A 20,859-nucleotide genomic window follows, 5' to 3' on the forward strand; every position below is an offset into this window, starting at 1 on the left:
CTCTTATTTTTGTTAGCGTATCGCAATGAGTTTTAATTGTCCTTGGTTACTGAGCGCTCGATGTTCCATATCTACCGCAGAAGCCAATGGGGTTAAGAGTAAATAATGACTGTTTGCAGGCAGCTGAATAATACCTTCAATAACCTCATGGCGTAATCCATTGCTGGCAGTATCCTGATTTCTAAAGCCGCCAGCACCTTCAATCACACAACCTTTCTGATCTAGAAATACCACAAATGGCCAATAAAAAGTCGGATTATTTTGTTTAGTCGCATAAGAGTTGATTTGTATATTCTGAATTGAATCGGATACTTTGACCAACTCATAATCAAACTTTTCAGTAAGTGGCGCGCGCGGCCATAAGTTTAAATCCTGTTGTGCTTTTAAAACTTTGGCTTTGTTTTTTTTAGTTTCAGTAAAACAACTTTGCCCCAAACTAGCTACTGCTTCTGCATGGGACACACGATAATAGTCTGCTGCTAAAACAATTGCTTGTGGCTCAATTACTGGTTTCTTTTGGAAAATTTTTTGTAGAACAGAACGATTCACACCTCGTTCACGCTCAACCACCTGCATACGTGCACCACCACCATGCTTCGTATCAATTACCCCTTCAGGCATGCTGTAAAAACGCTTTTTCCCTTCTAAATTAAATTCTTGGTCTTCTAAATATTCACTCTTGACATATTTCTCACCCGCCATCTCCATAAAACCTGATGATGTCGCATCTGTTTCAGCTTTCGCCTCAACCACAATTGCAGACTGAGAAAGAGGTGATGCAGAATTTTCTTCCAAGCCGATTACACTCGATATTTTTGGCTTGGTTTTCGCAACATCTACGCTAGATGCTTTTACAAGCTTCTGTGTGCTTGAGGCTATGTCAGTGTTCTCTGCAATTAAAGATGGCTTGGATTGTTCAACATCTTGAGTTACGAGTACTTTTTGCTGCTGTTGCATCGTTCTTGCTTGCTGAACAACAACTTTAGAGCTTGGTGCAGTTTCTTGTATTTGCTCTTTGAGAGTCTTTTGAGCAGCATTTTCCGATGCACTTTTAAGTTGTGGTGAGGTGGCTGGTATCACTTGTTGTGTAGGCACAGCTTGAACAACGGGTTGAGCTGGTTTTTGCTGCTCTTTCTTTTGTTTTTGTGCTGTTTCCAGCGCGGCTATGGTTTTCTTTTTTTCTGCGGCATTACGCTGCACCACAATCGGACGACCATCTGGCCCAATAATGGTGTAAAACTGATTGGCGTAACACACCGATCCTGTGCTGGCGAGCAGCAACACAATCGACTTTGAAAATAAAGTCCGTTTTATTTTCTGTACTGAACTTACCATCGTGTTCTATAACTCAATCCAAGAATTGTAATTTTGGTATCTGTTTTTACGTTTAGCCCCGCATAAGGGTTTAATAACAAGTTATTCACACCTTCTTTGTTGGCTAAGCTACTGGTATTGGCAGGTATTTTGTCCTTACTCTGTAAAAAGCCAATCGATAAATCTAAATCTGTATCTGCATCAAAACGATAACCTACGCCCAAACCAAACAAACGCGCATTGTTGATAGGTACCATGGTGTTACGTTTATTATCAGGAATGGCACTGCCACGTGGTTCATAACCCGCACGTAGTTTTAAGCGATCGGTTGCTGAATATTCAACACCAATTCCCCAACTCCATGGCGACTGAAACTCAAGCGGCAAAGCCAAAGAGCTATCAGAAACATGTTCTGAAAGTAGTTTTGCAATTTTAAGGGCAGAAATTTGACGATCAAACTCAAATTTAAATTTATCCCAAGCTTTATAATCTGTCCAACCGACATCAAAATTCACCTGTAAATCAGGCATGACTTTGTATTTAATCCCCGCCTGAAAGTGCGCAGGATATTCAAAATCCATAGATACCAAACCAGATTCACTGGCTGGAATATAGCTTGGAAAGCCAAGAATCGCCGCTAGAATTTGCCCTGTCGGAGATGACATCAAACCATTGATTAACTCTCGTGGTGCTTTAGAGTTATCAATATGATATTTGCCTTTTAAACGCATTTTAGCGGCACTTTGGTACACCATACCAAAGCTAAAATCTTCAGTTGGTTCCCATAGAATCCCCAAGTTATAACTTGGGCTCAGACTCTGTTCGACTGCCAGTTGCATTTGTCCAAAGCGAGAAAAAGGGTTCATCCCTTCTTCAGCATTACAAATACCGAGCAATAAAATATCAGTAATAATGTCTGAGTTTTCTTTAAATGGGGTACAAACGACCTCATCCACCATACGCAACATCCCGATCAACTCATTCGGGAAACGTAAATCGGTGTTCATGGCAATGGCTTGATAAGACATACCAATGGAAGCCCCAACCGACAACTCATCATTCACTTGATAAGCGATGGATGGTGACAAATAAGTAATACGCTCTAGCGCTACTTGCTGCCCCATAAAATTACCTGGGTTACCATCTTCTGCGCCAAAGCCTGCAATTAAAGGCGCATACAGTGCCGTGGCAAAAGTCACTTTTGACCCTGGAGGATTATAGGCAATCCCATTGGTTGGAGCTGCCAACGGCATGCCCTTACCCAAATCCACAAACTTTTTCAGAATAGGCACATAAAGGGTCGGATACTCTACATCTGCCTGTACTGTCCCCTTAAAGTCGGTACAGAAATCTGCCATGATCTCTGGCCCATCATTACACACGACAGGGTCATCAGAGTATCCAAAAACATCATAACCAGCAGGTACAGAAAGCTCGCGCTGCACATCAAAATGTGCCAATACCCCTTGCACATCAGTTTGTAGACCTTCAATTTTAGTCAGTGCTGCAGGGTTAAAGTGAATCGCGCTAATACCAGGTGGATCGGCAGTAACTGCATTCCCCATGGTTAAAGAGCGAATATCTACAGATAAGTTTTGCCCAAGCTGCGCAAATGCAGCGCCCGAACAGCCCGACAGTAAAATAGCAGTCACTAACGGGCGAAGTCGTATCATTTTCATGCGACTAGCCTCTTAGCGAATTTTTTTACCAAAACCGAGAATATCTAATGGGAAAGACAAACCAAGTGACACGTCTGGTGCATCTTCAGTCAAACCAATACCCACCGTACCATTAACAATGGTTTCTGGTGATACACGCACCCCGAGTGAAATTGCTAAAGTTGAACTGGTTTGATCGGCTGGTGAATAACTTTCACCACCTTCATAAAAAAATTCAGAACCAGTATTAAAGCTTTGCTGATATGACATAGTCATAGACACATCGTAATTAAACGAGTAGGCAAAACCAAATGCAAAACCACCGCTAACACCCGGTTCAAACTCTTCAATAATGCGCCCACCACGAATTTGGTTTAAGCCACTTTCTTTTAAACCATAGTTGGCAGAAGCTGAGGCAAACAAGACTACAGGATCAATATATTTACGGGTACTTGCCCCAAAACCGACCGAGTAATAACCTTTCCCTGTAGCCAAATCTTTGACGGGGTTAATTTCATACGGGCTATCACCAGTCTTGGTCGAAAGGTTGGCAAATAAAATTAAAGGCAAACGACCTGCTTTAAGTGGGAACGGTTCCCAACGTGCGCCTAATGAAATATCCCCTAAACCTGCAGCTGTAGTATCTTTTAATAAATCTGTTTTTGCCACTAAAGGTAAAGATGCCGACAAGGTCAGATTGTCACGCAAGCCATACTGTGCTGTAAAGGTATTGGTTAAAGCATGAGAAGCATTTTCTTGTACACGTAATTGATATAATTGACCTTGTGCCATTTCAAGATCAAGTTGGGTATCACGATAATAGGTATAATCAATGTCGTAGTAAGATGAAATTTCACCTTGTTTCATCAATGAATATTGACGTTCATTTGAGGTAAAGACTTCTTCTAAGTTGGCCTCTTTGGTTGCATCACCCTCTTGTTGCTGCAATGCAGTAGAAGCGGCTTGCTCCCCATTTGTTGAAGTCACTACCGCCTCAGTACTGTTTGTTTCAGCTGTTGTGGCGGAAACTTCAGTTGTTGCTTCTGATACTTCAGCCTGTTGTTCAGCTGTTGTTTCATATTCCCCTAGCTGTGGCTCTTCTGCAGCATACGCTACCCCAATTACCATTTGGATACTAAGCGCCAATAAGGTTTTATTCATCCATTTACGTTCCATGATTTACCCCTTCCATTTTTTATTTTTGTATGTTGTGAACAATGTATTATTTGTTTTTGTAGTAGAGTCTTAAATAGCGATGCTCATACTGTCCATAATTTTCAGAATCTTTATTTAAATTACGCTCTAAACGTATAGTCGATGCTTTATCTGCAATTTTTTCCATGGCAAATTGTGGATATTGAATATCGACAAAGGCATAGCGATTCACAGTAGCATCCTCAACATGACGTAAATCTTTTTCATGTAATGCCAACATATTTTGTCGATGCTGAGGTGCTACATTAATTAAGAACAGGGTGTTATTTTCCCAAACGTCCTTAAATCGTTCTTCATCAAAACTAATATTGCCCAAAGCTGGGTCAGCCACATAAACCCGCCCATTTTTATAGGCTTTATACACCACAAAATGTTTAAAACCTGCATAAGAAATTGGTACGATTGCAGGCTGCCCTTGCTTGACTAAATCTTCAAATTCACCACGATACCCCCCACTCTCTAGCCCCAAAGCAGCAACAAAGCGCTTCATATCTAACAATGAAAAACTACGACGCTCGATAATTCGCTCATACTCTCCATAACGAAGTAAACCACTCATGGTCTGTTGTTCGTTCAGTTGTGTGCCAACATAACCATTGAGCAAAGTCGTTAACGCTGCAGAACCACAGCTATAGTCATAGGCTTGGCGTACAATGCCACGGAATTGATCTTCTAAAGCAGGTTTAATTTGCACAGGTTCTCTATGCATACGGGTAAATGAATTATTTCTAGAATCCAAAGTTTCTGTATAGTGCACAGCTTCTGGATGCTGTTCTTTTAAATCAAAGGCTTGTGTGGCAGCGTAATAGATCAATGCCGAGCCCAAAGCGATCTCTAACATATATTTTTACTTTTTAGTTCTCGGCAATACCTGCCTAATATTTTTATTTTTAGAGTTTTCACTCTACTTCCTTGTATTTAGAAAGATACTCGTTTTATAGAAAAAAAACAGTGCTTTCTTTATTTTTTTGCGAACTCATCAGTTTATTTGTAAAAAAAAGCGCGTGAATTCACGCGCTTTTTCAGTGTTTAAATTAGTGACCCGAAATGGTGATTTTTGCACCTTGTGTATAACCAGCAGGTTGCAATGTACTACCACCGTAATAAGTTTGTAAGCCTTGAACTTCCATATCACCAATAGAAGCAGCAGTCTTACTGCCTAAACGGATACCTTGTACATAATTATCTTTTGCACCACCATGGCTAATGATTTGAATATAGCCATTGTTTGCACCTTCCTTACCTATCACACTAATATCTTGCTTTAAGGTTAAGTCCGTAGAATTAGCATCTGCAAACTTAATACTTTCAATAAAGATTTCACCTGCTGCACGATTACCTACAGTACCATCACCAGTACCTTCTTTAGTAGAGTTATCTAAAATACCTAAGTTTGCAATTTCTAAACCACCCACCATTGTGGTATCAAGTTTAATCATGGCACCTTGTGGCGCTGCACCCAATTGAATATTGGCATCCATTTTACCTGTTTTTAACGTTAAGCCAGATAAAATTGCATTATAGTTTTTATCATCATTACCACGACGAATGCTCGTAGCACCTGCTACTGGCTTAGCATTCGATGCAGAGACACCAATTTCACCAATATTAATTTCAAGCCCAGCTACTTGAGCAGCTACGTTAATAAATGCACCACCATCAGCAGTATTACCAGCATCTGTATCAATGACTAAATCTGCTAAATTATGAGATTCTAATAAATATTTTGTCGGATTACTTAAATCAGACATATTAGCTTCAATCACTACACCATGATTCGCTGTTTTTCCTTCGCCATTGCCCTTAATTACGATAGCACCAGCATCTCCAGTACCACCATAACCTAGGTCACCAGCAGCACCTTTTGCAGCCAAACCATCATTATCATGGATTAAAAGTTTTTCGATTTCGATTTTAGAAATACCAATCCCGATGCTTAAACCATCTTGACCAGTAGTTGCGCTTAATGCAGTATCGTCCATTGCCTGCATTGCCATTGCATTTGTCGTTAACGCGATTGATGATACCAAAGCAAGTTTAGTAAATTTTTTCATCTTGTTACTCTCCCGAGAGTATTATTTTTTTGGTTTTACCACTCAGTGCCAGTGATTGTATTTTTATTTGATGAGGACAACACTGACACACATTCCTTGAGTAGCCGGTTTGCACATACAAAGGTATATCTGAGTTATTTTTTGTTCAACTGCTGTTGGTCGCAATCCACATCTTACCGACAAACGGTTATTTGCTTTTTATCTGCTGCAATCATGTAAAATAGCAGTTTTAATCTCTCAACCATTCTGCTTTATGTCCTATCCTATTCATTTTAAAAAATTATTATGTGATGCCAGTTTTTTAGCGGAAAGAATTTTGCAAGCACTTGCTGGGCTTTCACATAGTATTTATTTGCAAAATAATGGACAGTCACGGATTGCTTTTTTGGCAGAAACTTATTGTATTCAACAAAATCAGCAGCTTGAATTCTATGAAAAAACAGCATTAGACCAATATGCCCGTAGTGCCAATACACTAGATTTAACTGCATATCTTTCTCCATCAGCAACAGATACATCGGCTTTATGTAGTGTGATGGGCTTTGTCAGTTATGATGCTGCCGCCCAACAACACATTAATTTACAGGCACGTCAGCAACCCACATTATTTTTAGGTCAATTTAAAAGTTATTTACAACAAGAAGCGTCTGGTTGGTATTTTTATAGCTCAGATGAATCTGCTGCAGAAATTTATGATTTTATCGCACACCATATACTTCAAACAGCACCCGCCAAGCCTTTCCATCTCATGACGCCTTGTCAGGCACGCTGGGATTTCACCGACTATCAACAGGCATTTAAGCGTGTACAAGACTATATCGTGGCGGGTGATTGCTACCAAATCAATCTGACACAAGAGTTTACAGCCCAAGCTGAGGGTCCGCTTTTAACAACTGCCGCAGAATTCTGGCAACTGACCAATGCGCCTTATGCAGGTTATTTACGCATCCATGATTTTGAAATTCTAAGCTGCTCACCAGAGCTATTTATTGAATTTGAAGCAGAGCGGAAAATTACCACCAAGCCCATTAAAGGTACCACACCACGCTATGATGATCCACTTTTAGATCAGCAATCTAAACTTCAATTACAAACGTCCCAAAAAGATCAAGCTGAAAATGTCATGATTGTGGATTTATTACGTAATGATTTAAGTGTTTATGCCGAAACTGGTAGCGTAAAAACACCTAAATTATTTGATATTGAATCTTTTAATCAAGTGCACCACATGGTCAGTGAGATTACTGCAACCTTAAAAGCTGAGATTAATCCTTTTAATGTGTTGATGTCGGCCTTGCCCGGTGGCTCAATTACAGGTGCCCCTAAAATTCGGGCCATGCAAATTATAGATGAACTGGAAGGCGCGCCTCGTGGCGCATATTGTGGATCGATGGGTTATTTTGATGCCGATGGCACAGGTTCTTGGAATATACTCATTCGTTCTATTCAAAAATATCAGCAGGATGTTTCATTATGGGCGGGCGGTGGAATTACCATCGCTTCAGATTGTGAGGCAGAATATCAGGAATGTTTTGATAAAGTTTCGGCAATGCTCGACTTACTCAAAACATGGTACACACCTGACAAATAATACAATTCAATTAAAAAGCTGAATCACAAAAAAGCGAGTGGATGATTTGATCCACTCGTTTTTTATAATGCAAGCAATTAAGCCAAAATATCTTGTTTTAAGGTGTCGACCAAGCGCTGATTTTGTTGGTCTGTACCAATGGTAATACGTAGATATTGGTTGATTCTTGGCTTATTAAAATAACGCACAATAATGCCACGTTCACGTAATGCTGCAGCCAATTCACCTGCATCATGTTCAGGATGTGATGCGAAAATAAAGTTGGCACTTGATGGCAATATCTTAAAACCCAATACTGTTAAATCTGCAACCAATGTCTCACGGCTAGCAATTACTTTGTGGCATTGTGCCTCAAAATAAGCCTGATCTTCAAAGGATGCTACGGCAGCGGCTATCGCAAAACGATCCATTGGATAAGAGTTAAAACTATTTTTTACGGCTGCCAATGCGGCAATTAAATGTGGCTGTGCAATGGCAAATCCAACACGTAAACCCGCCAAAGAACGTGATTTAGAAGTCGTTTGACAGACGACTAAATTGTCGTACTTTTCCACTAATTTCACTGCAGATTCTGCACCAAAATCGACATAGGCTTCATCAATAACCACCACAGAATTTGGATTGGCTTGCAAAACTTCTTCAATGGCAGATAAACCTAAAGCAATACTGGTCGGTGCATTCGGATTGGTAATAATAATACCGCCATTGGCTTGCTTATAATCGGCGACTACAATTTCAAAATCATCATTTAGCGGCAGCACTTTGGTTTTTACCCCAAAGAACTGGCTGTAAACAGGATAAAAACTGTAGGTGATGTCAGGATAAAGTATCGGCAACTCTTGAACAAAAAATGCTTTAAAAATATGCGCAAGAACCTCATCGGAACCATTGCCCACAAAGACATTTTCAACAGCCACATGTTGCTGTTTGGCAATAGCTTGCTTTAGCTCGCTTGCATCTGGGTCAGGATATAAACGCAGTGCATCAGCCGAGTTTTCTAAAACCTGCTGTACCGCTTCCACCACTTTAGATGAGGGTGGGTACGGATTTTCATTGGTATTCAGTTTTAATAAATTTTGGATTTTGGGTTGCTCACCCGGTACATACGGCTCAAGCTCACGTACTTCAGGGCTCCAAAATCGCATTTGTTCTGTGGTGATATTTGACATCTTTATTCTCTTATTTCCCCTCTCCTAACCTCTCCCAAAGGGAGAGGAATCTCCTATAACCTACATATTGCTTTAGCGGACAACTAATTCTTTCAATGTAAGTTCCCTCTCCTGAGCAAGTTTTAAAGTACTGCTTTAAAATGAAGCGCAAGTGAGGGTTAGGGGGAGGTTGGCTTTTTATTTATGGTTGATAACGATAACGCGCTGATCTCGCATGCGCATCCAAGTTTTCCTGTTGCGCCAGAATATCAGCAGTACGCGCCAAAGATTTCACCCCATCTACCGAGCACATAATCAAGCTTGAGCGTTTTTGGAAATCATACACGCCAAGAGGTGATGAAAAACGTGCTGTACCCGAGGTTGGTAAAACGTGATTCGGCCCTGCACAATAATCACCAATCGCTTCAGGGGTATAACGCCCCATAAAGATTGCACCTGCGTGACGGATTTCCTCAGCCATCACTTGTGGCTCATCCATACACAATTCTAAGTGTTCAGGCGCAACCTGATTAATCAGTTCAATCGCTTCCTGACGATCTTTTACTAAAACCAATGCCCCACGATTTGCAATAGAAGTACGGGCAATTTCAGCTTTTGGCAAATTCGCCAAGTGCTGTTCAATCGCTTGTTCTACCTGATTCAGCAACTGTTCATCTGGTGTAATAAAAATAGATTGCGCCACGGTATCATGCTCGGCTTGAGACAATAAATCCATCGCCAACCATTCAGGGTTATTTTCCCCTTCAGCATAGACCAAAATTTCAGATGGTCCTGCAATCATATCAATACCGACTTGACCAAAAACAGCACGTTTCGCAGCTGCCACAAAACGGTTACCCGGCCCTGTAATTTTATCTACAGATGAAATGCTTTCTGTTCCATAGGCCAAAGCTGCAACGGCTTGCGCTCCACCAATGGTAAAGACACGGGTGACTCCTGCCAAATAAGCCGCTGCTAAAACCAGTGGATTCAGCTCGCCATTCGGTGCTGGTACAACCATAATAATTTCAGGCACACCCGCCACATGCGCAGGTATTGCATTCATCAACACCGAAGATGGATAAGACGCTAAACCGCCTGGTACATAAATACCTACACGATCCAAAGGAGTCACTTTTTGTCCAAGCGTATTGCCCAAGGCATCTACATAAGTCCAGCCGTCTTGTTTTTGCGCTTGGTGAAACTCACGAATACGTATCGCAGCCAATTCCAAAGCTTCACGGACTTCTATACTCAGACCATCAAAAGCAGCTTTGAGTTGTTCCTGACTTAACTCAAGTTCTGAAAACTGATGCGCTGGATGTCGATCGAACTGTTGAGTGAGTTTAAGAACCTGAGCATCGCCATGCTGACGCACATCAGCAATGATTTGATCTACAGTTTTTAAAAGTTCAGGATCACTGACAGTTTCAAAAGCCAACAAGTCTGCAAAGGCTTGTTTAAAGCTTTGATCTTGAGTCGATAAACGTCGCATCAATTTACCCACAAGGTTAGATAGAAAACTTTAGTTTACCTTGTTTCAAGGGCTTTGTGGGAATCTATGCATTGCGAAGCAAGCATGTTTTATGGAAATTCACGTTCAAAATCATTCAAGAATAGAATAATGGCAAACATGAAAAAACCGCCATTGAATGGCGGTTTTTAAGATTGATTTACTGTTTGTGATTAAGCCGACTGTTGTTTGGCTAACTCACGTTCTGCCACTGCTTTTTCAAGCTGTGCTAAAATTGGATTCAACAAATGCTGCTTACGTTTAAAACTGGCTTTATTCACAATCAAACGTGAAGATACTTTACAAATTTCTTCCAAAGGCTCTAAACCATTGGCACGCAAAGTATTGCCTGTATCCACCACATCGACAATGTAATCACCTAAACCGACCAATGGTGCTAATTCCATTGAACCGTAAAGTTTAATTACATCAACCTGCTCGCCTAAGCTCGCATAGTATTGACGGGTTAAATTCACATATTTAGTGGCAATTTTTAAACGACCTTTCGGGCGCTGCATACCAACTTTTCCAGCAGTCATCAATTTACAATTGGCAATTTTCAGGTCAAGCGGCTCATATACATTTTGCGCGCCATGCTCCATCAACACATCTTTACCTGCAACACCAATATCCGCCGCACCATTTTCAACATAAGTTGGCACATCTGAGGCACGTAAAATCAGAATACGCACCTGCTTGTGTGTGGTCGGGAAAATTAATTTACGTGACTTGTCTGGGTCTTCTAGTAAATTAATTCCCGCAGTTTCCAATAAAGGCAAAGTTTCTTTTAGAATTCGCCCCTTACTTAATGCCAAAGTTAAACCATGATCAAAATTACCCATTACGTCAAAATTAGGATCATCGTTTCTCATGTCATTCATCAATTTACTCGCTTAATTTGGGCGCCTAAACCTTGTAACTTTTGTTCTACATTCTCATAACCGCGATCAATATGATAAATACGGTCAATCAATGTTTCCCCTTCTGCCGCCAATGCTGCCAATACCAAAGAGAACGATGCACGTAAATCCGTTGCCATCACAGGTGCAGCAGATAATTTTTCCACCCCTGTCACGACAGCATCGTTGCCTTCCACCTGAATATTGGCACCCATACGTGACAACTCTGGGACATGCATAAAACGGTTTTCAAAAATTGTTTCAGAAATTGTAGCAAAACCACGTCCAATCGCATTCACAGCCATCAATTGTGCCTGCATATCGGTTGGAAACTCAGGGTGTGGCAACGTTCTAAAACTTACTGCTTTAGGACGTTTACCAGTCATATCCAACTCGATCCAGTCATCTCCACGAGTGACTTCTGCACCCATTTCTTCAAACTTGTCTAATACAGATTCCAATAAGGCAGGATCTGTATGCGTGGTTTTCACCTTACCGCCCGTAATTGCAGCAGCAGCTAAATATGAACCTGTTTCAATACGGTCAGCGACTACTGAATATTCACAACCATGCAAATGCTCAACACCAGTTACCACTAAAGTATCTGTATCTAGGCCTTCAATTTTAGCGCCCATCTTAATCAGCATTTGTGCTAAATCGGTAATTTCTGGTTCACGTGCAGCATTACGAATGGTAGTCACACCTTCTGCTAGCACTGCAGCCATGAGGATGTTTTCAGTCCCCCCCACAGTCACCATATCAAAAACCACTTCAGCACCTTTTAAGCGCCCGTTGACTTTAGCGTGCACATAGCCACTTTCAACTTCAATCTCAGCACCCAAAGCTTCTAGTGCTTTAAGATGTTGATCAACAGGGCGTGAGCCGATGGCACATCCACCAGGTAAAGATACTTTTGCACTACCATAGCGCGCCACCAATGGGCCAAGCACCAAAATAGAGGCACGCATGGTTTTTACCAACTCATACGGTGCAAACTGGTTATCAAGTGTTGAAGTATCTGCAATTACTGTGTCGCCTTCATAGGACATAGTAATGCCTAGACCCGCAATCAGCTTCACCAAGGTATTTACATCTTTTAAATTTGGAACGTTTTTCAATGTAATTGGCGTTTCTGCAAGAATCATTGCAGCAAGAAGTGGCAACGCTGCATTTTTTGCACCAGAAATACGCACTTCACCTTCGAGCTTTTTACCGCCCTGAATTAAAAATTTATCCATTAAATTATTAAGCTCCAAATAAGCTTGCTTTACGCCATTCTTCTTGTGTCATTGCACGAATTGTTACCGCATGAACTTCACCGCTGGCAATATAGCTATTCAATGGTGCATACACAGCTTGTTGACGAGCAACAGGACGTTTGCCATCAAATTGATTATCTACAATACGAAGATCAAACTTGCCGCCTTGCCCACTTACAGCAACTTCAGCCTCTGGAAAAGCAGCTTTTAAAATTTCAGTGAGCTGTTCACTATTCATCACAAAGACCTCTTATAGGACCAACGGTGTAAAAACCTGTCATTTTACTATAAATAGAAAAAATTATTCATTAATCGTATACATTATCGCAATAAAAAAAGAGGTTTATCAAAAACCTCTTTTAAAACCACCTTAAGGCTAAATCGCTAAAGGCTGGTAGTCCAGTTGCATCTTCCGATGCTTCTCTAATTGGCGTTTTAATTTTTCAGTCATCATCTTAATAGAAGTATACATATCATCCGCACAAGCTTGCGCAAACAGCTCGGTGCCGGGCAAGCGAATAATCGCTTCAGCAATATGATTGGCACTGCCTTTTTTAGAATGTTTATCGATTTGATGATCTTTACTTAATTTCACCTGCATACTATTGACCTGATCGAGATGTTTGGTCATTTGTGCAAACTTAAGTCGAATATTTTCTTCAATTGCAGGGGTGATAGCTAAGTGATGTCCACGAATTGTTATTTGCATAATTCTATCCCTCACCTTCATTAGGATTAGGAAGGCATAGTTCACATGATTGATTGCCAAATAACAGATCACTGTAGAGGTCACTTTAAATCATGTCTAACTATTCCTTCAAAGAAAAAAGATTCATTATTTAGTCATAATGAATCCTTAGAATAGACCGATTTTAAAAATTAGATCAAGACTTTTCGTTCAGAAGATGATGCAATATTTAATGACTCACGATATTTCGCCACCGTTCTGCGCGCCACATCAATACCTTCGGCTTTCAGCAAATTTGCAATTGTATTATCAGACAAAGGCTTACGCGGATTTTCCTCAGAGACGAGTTTTTTAATTTTTGCACGAATCGCAGTTGAAGATGCTTCTCCACCAGAACTGGTCGCAACATGACTTGAAAAGAAATATTTCAATTCAAACAATCCACGTGGAGTGAGCATATATTTATTGGTCGTTACCCGTGAAACGGTCGATTCATGTAATTCAACTTCATCAGCTACGTCACGTAAAATTAAAGGCTTCATGCCTTCTGCGCCAATTTCAAAGAATTCACGTTGATGTTGCACAATACAAGTCGCTACCTTTAATAAGGTTTTATGACGTTCATCAACACTTTTTATAAAGTTTTTCGCATCTAGCATTTGATTACGCAAATATTGATTATCTTCACTTTGATCTGCGCGTTTAATCATATTGGCATAAAAGGAATTAATTCTAAGCTTAGGCACAACATCTGGATTGAGTTGCACATGCCAATGATCCTGTTTTTTACTAACTACCACATCTGGAATTTGGTAGTCTGAATCCTGATCTTCAAATGCAGTACCAGGATGTGCTTGTAATGTTTTCAACAATGCCACGGCATGTTGTAACTGCGTAGCGTTCAAACCTGTTTGCTTCAGTAGTTTCGGCAAATCATTCGAGATTAAAAGCTCATAATGCTGCATTAACTGTAGCGCTTCCTGACGGTATGGCACATCTATAGCCAAACTTTCAAGTTGAATAGATAAACACTCAGCCAAATTCCGTGAACCAATCCCAATTGGATCTAAACGCTGGATATGTTTCAGCACCACTAGAACTTCGTCATCTTCCACTTCATCTTCGTAGTCCATAGATGCCAATAGATGCTGCACCGATGTAGTAATTTCCGATACTTCACAATCCAAAAAACCATTGTCATCCAAAGCATCGACAATACAATATGCAATTAACTGTTCAACTTGCGAAAAATGCAACAAATTAATTTGCGTATGCATGTGTTCTTTTAGCCCTAAGTGGCCTTGACGATTATCCTCTCGCTCTTCATATTCTGCCGCCCCTAAACTGGTCGGTAAGTGGGTATACACATCATCCCAATCCGTATCTACCGGCAAATCATTTGGCAAATGATCTGCATTTAGTTCTTTTGTTAAATCTTTCTGATCTCGCTCTTGGTCTTCGAGTGTTGATAAGCTTTCAATACTGCTTTGTTCTTCGATTTTTTCTAATAAAGGATTACTATCCAATTGAATTTGAACTTCTTGTTCTAACTCCAAGCTTGAAAGTTGAAGCAAACGAATGGCTTGTTGTAACTGCGGTGTCAGTGACAAGGAGTTTGCAACTTTAAGTCCAACCGATAACTTCATATCTTACTACTCTTTTAAAATAATTGATTTTCAACAACTTAATCCAATAAGCTCTAATAAGCAATTTTTATGCCGTTTTATAAGATATAACATAGATTTATTTAAAATCATAAATATTTTTTAATACGGATATTTTAGTAGTCTTTATTCTTAACATTTTATTTTATGCATAAAAAAACACCCTCAACGTTAGTTGAGGGTGTTTGAATAATGAGCTGGCGATGACTTACTCTCACATGGGTAACCCCACACTACCATCAGCGCGAAGAGGTTTCACTTCTGAGTTCGGGAAGGGATCAGGTGGTTCACTCTTGCTATTGTCGCCAGCACAACTGTTATGGACTTGTTCGGGTCTTAGTTACATTGCTTAAGCTCGATGCTTTCGCTTGTAATGCCTTACTTCGTTCCAAATGAGTTATTAACAGGTTGGCTATTGTATCTGAAATTTCATGTTCAGCAAGGGCTGAATCAAGATATTTGATCTGATCAGGTTTAAGTGATCTTTTATGAATCGATTGATGCTTGTGATACAACAACTGTTTGGGTGTTGTATAGTCAAGCCTCACGAGCAATTAGTATTGGTCAGCTTCACATATCGCTATGCTTCCACATCCAACCTATCAACGTCGTAGTCTTCAACGGCTCTTTAGGAGGCATAAAGCCTCGGGGAAATCTTATCTTGAGGTAGGCTTCCCGCTTAGATGCTTTCAGCGGTTATCCCTTCCGAACATAGCTACCCGGCGATGCGACTGGCGTCACAACCGGTACACCAGAGGTTCGTCCACTCTGGTCCTCTCGTACTAGGAGCAGATCCTCTCAAATTTCCAGCGCCCACGGTAGATAGGGACCGAACTGTCTCACGACGTTCTAAACCCAGCTCGCGTACCTCTTTAAATGGCGAACAGCCATACCCTTGGGACCTGCTTCAGCCCCAGGATGAGATGAGCCGACATCGAGGTGCCAAACACCGCCGTCGATATGAACTCTTGGGCGGTATCAGCCTGTTATCCCCAGAGTACCTTTTATCCGTTGAGCGATGGCCCTTCCATACAGAACCACCGGATCACTAAGACCTACTTTCGTACCTGCTCGACTTGTGGGTCTCGCAGTTAAGCGCGCTTTTGCCTTTATACTCTACGCGTGATTTCCGACCACGCTGAGCGCACCTTCGTACTCCTCCGTTACTCTTTAGGAGGAGACCGCCCCAGTCAAACTACCCACCAGACATGGTCCTCGTCCCGGATAACGGGACAGAGTTAGAACCTCAACATTACCAGGGTGGTATTTCAAGGACGGCTCCACTCGAACTAGCGTCCGAGTTTCAAAGCCTCCCACCTATCCTACACAAGTAAGGTCAAAGTTCAATGTCAAGCTGCAGTAAAGGTTCACGGGGTCTTTCCGTCTAGCCGCGGGTACACCGCATCTTCACGGCGAATTCGATTTCACTGAGCCTCTGCTGGAGACAGCGCCGCCATCATTATGCCATTCGTGCAGGTCGGAACTTACCCGACAAGGAATTTCGCTACCTTAGGACCGTTATAGTTACGGCCGCCGTTTACTGGGGCTTCGATCAAGAGCTTCGCTTACGCTAACCCCATCAATTAACCTTCCAGCACCGGGCAGGCATCACACCCTATACGTCCACTTTCGTGTTTGCAGAGTGCTATGTTTTTAATAAACAGTTGCAGCGGCCTGGTTTCTGAGGCTGTCGACAGCTCAAGGAGCAAGTCCTATCACCATCAACAGCGTACCTTCTCCCGAAGTTACGGTACCATTTTGCCTAGTTCCTTCAGCAGAGTTCTCTCAAGCGCTTTGGTCTACTCGACCTGACCACCTGTGTCGGTTTCGGGTACGATTCCAGTGTAACTGAAGCTTAGAGACTTTTCCTGGAAGCAGGGTATCAGCCACTTCACTGTACAAGTACAGCTTGCTATCAGATCTCAGCATAGAGCACCCCGGATTTGCCTAAGATGCATGCCTACTTCCTTTCACCTGGACAACCAACGCCAGGCTGACTTAACCTTCTCCGTCCTCTCATCGCATTACACTGAAGTATTGGAATATTAACCAATTTCCCATCGACTACGCCTCTCGGCCTCGCCTTAGGGGTCGACTCACCCAGCCCCGATTAACGTTGGACTGGAACCCTTGGTCTTTCAGCGAACGGGTTTTTCACCCGTTTTGTCGTTACTCACGTCAGCATTCGCACTTCTGATACCTCCAGCAGACTTCTCAATCCACCTTCGTCGGCTTACAGAACGCTCCCCTACCACGTATACAAAGTATACATCCGCAGCTTCGGCACATAGTTTTAGCCCCGTTACATCTTCCGCGCAGGCCGACTCGACTAGTGAGCTATTACGCTTTCTTTAAAGGGTGGCTGCTTCTAAGCCAACCTCCTAGCTGTCTATGCCTTCCCACATCGTTTCCCACTTAACTATGATTTTGGGGCCTTAGCTGGCGGTCTGGATTGTTTTCCTCTTGACTACGGACGTTAGCACCCGCAGTCTGTCTCCCGGATAGTACTCATTGGTATTCGGAGTTTGCATCGGTTTGGTAAGTCGGGATGACCCCCTAGCCGAAACAGTGCTCTACCCCCAATGGTATTCGTCCGAGGCGCTACCTAAATAGCTTTCGGGGAGAACCAGCTATCACCGAGTTTGATTAGCCTTTCACCCCTATCCACAAGTCATCCCCTGGCTTTTCAACGACAGTGGGTTCGGTCCTCCAGTTAGTGTTACCCAACCTTCAACCTGCTCATGGATAGATCACCCGGTTTCGGGTCTATACCCAGCAACTAGACGCCCTATTAAGACTCGATTTCTCTACGGCTCCCCTATGCGGTTAACCTCGCTACTGAATATAAGTCGCTGACCCATTATACAAAAGGTACGCAGTCACCGAACAAGTCGGCTCCCACTGCTTGTATGCATGCGGTTTCAGGATCTATTTCACTCCCCTCACAGGGGTTCTTTTCGCCTTTCCCTCACGGTACTGGTTCACTATCGGTCAGTCAGGAGTATTTAGCCTTGGAGGATGGTCCCCCCATATTCAGACAAGGTTTCACGTGCCTCGCCCTACTCGTCATCATTATGTGTGCCCTTTCGTGTACAGGACTATCACCCACTATGGTTGCACTTCCCAGAGCATTCCACTAAAACACACATAACTTAATGGGCTTTTCCCCTTTCGCTCGCCGCTACTGAGGGAATCTCAATTGATTTCTTTTCCTACGGGTACTGAGATGTTTCACTTCCCCGCGTTCGCCTTGCAACACTATGTATTCATGTTGCAATACCTACCTTAAGGTAGGTGGGTTCCCCCATTCAGAAATCTCCGGATCAAAGGATATTTGCCGCCTCCCCGGAGCTTTTCGCAGGCTATCACGTCTTTCTTCGCCTCTGACTGCCAAGGCATCCACCACATGCACTTAATTACTTGACTATACAACCCCAAACAGTCGTTAACCCCTACAAGTAGAGTTAAGACAATTAAATAAATATAAAATATTTATTTAATTCACAGTTTGACGTCTTGTGCACTTAAGCACTGTACAGCTTCAATTAGATTCATATACCAAAACGCTTGATTCAGTTAATTTGCTAGTTCTCATTTCAATTCGTAATTAAAACGTAACACCGAAGTATTACTGTCAATCTTGAATTAAATGAGTTGAACAATTTATTTCAGACTCAATTTTGCCAATCTGTTAATGATTTCCTACCGCCTCGTCAGCGAGTAGTTCACTGTGATAAATCACAGAATTTAATAAATCATTAAATCTTTACGATTTAACCTATTTACTAAATTCTATAAGCTATCTTTGGAATTTAACTTCAGTTTTACATTACTTTGTAATGTATGGTGGAGACTAGGAGAGTCGAACTCCTGACCTCCTGCGTGCAAAGCAGGCGCTCTACCAACTAAGCTAAGTCCCCAGCTTATCAATAAGTCAATGTTTCTGATTTCCGTTTACTCTGCAATCTCTTGCGTCGTCAGTAGTGGTGGGTCTGACAAGACTTGAACTTGTGACCCCACGCTTATCAAGCGTGTGCTCTAACCAACTGAGCTACAGACCCTCAGATACATCGTCATGAAGAACAACTTGTTGTGGATTCTTACCAATCGTCAATCTTTCGTTAAGGAGGTGATCCAGCCGCAGGTTCCCCTACGGCTACCTTGTTACGACTTCACCCCAGTCATCGGCCACACCGTGGTAAGCGTCCTCCTTGCGGTTAGACTACCTACTTCTGGTGCAACAAACTCCCATGGTGTGACGGGCGGTGTGTACAAGGCCCGGGAACGTATTCACCGCGGCATTCTGATCCGCGATTACTAGCGATTCCGACTTCACGCAGTCGAGTTGCAGACTGCGATCCGGACTACGATCGGCTTTTTGAGATTAGCATCACATCGCTGTGTAGCAACCCTTTGTACCGACCATTGTAGCACGTGTGTAGCCCTGGCCGTAAGGGCCATGATGACTTGACGTCGTCCCCGCCTTCCTCCAGTTTGTCACTGGCAGTATCCTTAAAGTTCCCATCCGAAATGCTGGCAAGTAAGGAAAAGGGTTGCGCTCGTTGCGGGACTTAACCCAACATCTCACGACACGAGCTGACGACAGCCATGCAGCACCTGTATGTAGATTCCCGAAGGCACCAATCCATCTCTGGAAAGTTTCTACTATGTCAAGGCCAGGTAAGGTTCTTCGCGTTGCATCGAATTAAACCACATGCTCCACCGCTTGTGCGGGCCCCCGTCAATTCATTTGAGTTTTAGTCTTGCGACCGTACTCCCCAGGCGGTCTACTTATCGCGTTAGCTGCGCCACTAAAGGATCAAATCCCCCAACGGCTAGTAGACATCGTTTACGGCATGGACTACCAGGGTATCTAATCCTGTTTGCTCCCCATGCTTTCGCACCTCAGTGTCAGTATTAGGCCAGATGGCTGCCTTCGCCATCGGTATTCCTCCAGATCTCTACGCATTTCACCGCTACACCTGGAATTCTACCATCCTCTCCCATACTCTAGCCAACCAGTATCGAATGCAATTCCCAAGTTAAGCTCGGGGATTTCACATTTGACTTAATTAGCCACCTACGCGCGCTTTACGCCCAGTAAATCCGATTAACGCTCGCACCCTCTGTATTACCGCGGCTGCTGGCACAGAGTTAGCCGGTGCTTATTCTGCGAGTAACGTCCACTCTTCTTAGGTATTAACCAAGAGAGCCTCCTCCTCGCTTAAAGTGCTTTACAACCAAAAGGCCTTCTTCACACACGCGGCATGGCTGGATCAGGGTTCCCCCCATTGTCCAATATTCCCCACTGCTGCCTCCCGTAGGAGTCTGGGCCGTGTCTCAGTCCCAGTGTGGCGGATCATCCTCTCAGACCCGCTACAGATCGTCGCCTTGGTAGGCCTTTACCCCACCAACTAGCTAATCCGACTTAGGCTCATCTATTAGCGCAAGGTCAAATGATCCCCTGCTTTCTCCCGTAGGACGTATGCGGTATTAGCATTCCTTTCGGAATGTTGTCCCCCACTAATAGGCAGATTCCTAAGCATTACTCACCCGTCCGCCGCTAGGTTAGTTACCGAAGCAACCTCCCCCGCTCGACTTGCATGTGTTAAGCCTGCCGCCAGCGTTCAATCTGAGCCATGATCAAACTCTTCAGTTAAAATCATTTTGAAGTTTTAATCTAAACTTCCAAATCTGGCTCATCAATTTTCTGACTTAAATTTCGCTCAAATAAACTTCGAGTAATTTAAACCAATCAATCAATGATAATATTTCGATTAATCAATCAGTAAAAATCCACACAAGTTGTTCTTCATAATCTCTTAATGATCTTCTCGATGCTTCGTCAGCATCAAG

The 20,859-nt window shown here is 42.5% G+C and carries 13 protein-coding genes, 2 tRNA genes and 3 rRNA genes; 1 reads left to right on the top strand and 17 read right to left on the bottom strand.

Annotation, left to right across the window (positions count from 1 at the left end):
- Positions 1-12: 12 nt before the first annotated feature.
- The 5 genes from filE to ACNS8M_RS10940 form a co-directional block, all read right to left on the bottom strand.
- Positions 13-1,335 carry a putative pilus assembly protein FilE gene (filE, locus tag ACNS8M_RS10920; RefSeq protein WP_168541595.1) on the bottom strand — a complete coding sequence of 441 codons (1,323 nt, stop codon included), beginning with the start codon at positions 1,333-1,335 and terminating at the stop codon, positions 13-15.
- Entirely contained in the window at positions 1,329-2,993 is a 1,665-nt protein-coding gene (locus ACNS8M_RS10925; RefSeq protein WP_168461246.1) for an OmpP1/FadL family transporter, read from the bottom strand. Before ACNS8M_RS10925 ends, filE begins: the two co-directional genes overlap by 7 nt.
- A 12-nt stretch (positions 2,994-3,005) precedes the next feature.
- Positions 3,006-4,148: a hypothetical protein gene (locus tag ACNS8M_RS10930; RefSeq protein WP_168418798.1), complete on the bottom strand. Its 1,143-nt coding sequence runs from the start codon at positions 4,146-4,148 to the stop codon at positions 3,006-3,008.
- Positions 4,149-4,194: 46 nt separating this feature from the next.
- Positions 4,195-5,028, bottom strand: coding sequence for a C39 family peptidase (locus ACNS8M_RS10935; RefSeq protein WP_168541593.1), 834 nt, complete (start codon positions 5,026-5,028; stop codon positions 4,195-4,197).
- Between the two features lie 193 nt (positions 5,029-5,221).
- A complete protein-coding gene (locus ACNS8M_RS10940) occupies positions 5,222-6,241 on the bottom strand; it encodes a DUF6160 family protein (RefSeq protein ID WP_168541591.1) in 1,020 nt (339 codons plus the stop codon).
- Between the two features lie 253 nt (positions 6,242-6,494).
- Between ACNS8M_RS10940 and ACNS8M_RS10945 the strand changes: the two genes are divergently transcribed.
- On the top strand, positions 6,495-7,832 hold the full coding sequence (locus tag ACNS8M_RS10945; protein WP_168541589.1) for an anthranilate synthase component I family protein: 1,338 nt from the start codon (positions 6,495-6,497) through the stop codon (positions 7,830-7,832).
- Between the two features lie 77 nt (positions 7,833-7,909).
- Here ACNS8M_RS10945 and hisC read toward each other — a convergent pair whose 3' ends face one another.
- The 12 genes from hisC to ACNS8M_RS11005 form a co-directional block, all read right to left on the bottom strand.
- Positions 7,910-9,001, bottom strand: a complete 1,092-nt coding sequence (hisC, locus tag ACNS8M_RS10950) for a histidinol-phosphate transaminase (RefSeq protein ID WP_168541587.1) — start codon at positions 8,999-9,001, stop codon at positions 7,910-7,912.
- 181 nt (positions 9,002-9,182) lie between these two features.
- Positions 9,183-10,487 carry a histidinol dehydrogenase gene (gene hisD / locus ACNS8M_RS10955; protein ID WP_168541585.1) on the bottom strand — a complete coding sequence of 435 codons (1,305 nt, stop codon included), beginning with the start codon at positions 10,485-10,487 and terminating at the stop codon, positions 9,183-9,185.
- Positions 10,488-10,666: 179 nt separating this feature from the next.
- A complete protein-coding gene (gene hisG, locus ACNS8M_RS10960; protein WP_168418792.1) occupies positions 10,667-11,374 on the bottom strand; it encodes an ATP phosphoribosyltransferase in 708 nt (235 codons plus the stop codon).
- On the bottom strand, positions 11,374-12,630 hold the full coding sequence (gene murA, locus ACNS8M_RS10965; protein WP_168418791.1) for a UDP-N-acetylglucosamine 1-carboxyvinyltransferase: 1,257 nt from the start codon (positions 12,628-12,630) through the stop codon (positions 11,374-11,376). The genes hisG and murA overlap by 1 nt, the downstream gene beginning before the upstream one ends.
- A 7-nt stretch (positions 12,631-12,637) precedes the next feature.
- The gene (ibaG, locus tag ACNS8M_RS10970; protein ID WP_070155716.1) at positions 12,638-12,889 is read right to left on the bottom strand and encodes a BolA family iron metabolism protein IbaG; all 252 of its coding nucleotides are present in this window, start codon (positions 12,887-12,889) and stop codon (positions 12,638-12,640) included.
- Positions 12,890-13,027: 138 nt separating this feature from the next.
- Positions 13,028-13,360, bottom strand: coding sequence for a ribosome hibernation-promoting factor, HPF/YfiA family (hpf, locus tag ACNS8M_RS10975; RefSeq protein ID WP_096902101.1), 333 nt, complete (start codon positions 13,358-13,360; stop codon positions 13,028-13,030).
- A 170-nt stretch (positions 13,361-13,530) separates the two neighbouring features.
- Positions 13,531-14,985, bottom strand: coding sequence for an RNA polymerase factor sigma-54 (locus tag ACNS8M_RS10980; RefSeq protein ID WP_168541583.1), 1,455 nt, complete (start codon positions 14,983-14,985; stop codon positions 13,531-13,533).
- 213 nt (positions 14,986-15,198) lie between these two features.
- Positions 15,199-15,313, bottom strand: a 5S ribosomal RNA gene (gene rrf / locus ACNS8M_RS10985).
- A 223-nt stretch (positions 15,314-15,536) separates the two neighbouring features.
- Positions 15,537-18,429, bottom strand: a 23S ribosomal RNA gene (locus tag ACNS8M_RS10990).
- 418 nt (positions 18,430-18,847) lie between these two features.
- Positions 18,848-18,923, bottom strand: a tRNA-Ala gene (locus ACNS8M_RS10995).
- Between the two features lie 64 nt (positions 18,924-18,987).
- A tRNA-Ile gene (locus tag ACNS8M_RS11000) sits at positions 18,988-19,064 on the bottom strand.
- Between the two features lie 61 nt (positions 19,065-19,125).
- Positions 19,126-20,662: ribosomal RNA gene (locus ACNS8M_RS11005) — 16S ribosomal RNA — on the bottom strand.
- The 16S, 23S and 5S rRNA genes sit together here with 2 tRNA genes alongside, the layout of an rRNA operon.
- Positions 20,663-20,859 lie beyond the last annotated feature (197 nt).

It is taken from the genome of Acinetobacter sp. A2 (assembly GCF_048537555.1).
Classification (GTDB): domain Bacteria; phylum Pseudomonadota; class Gammaproteobacteria; order Pseudomonadales; family Moraxellaceae; genus Acinetobacter.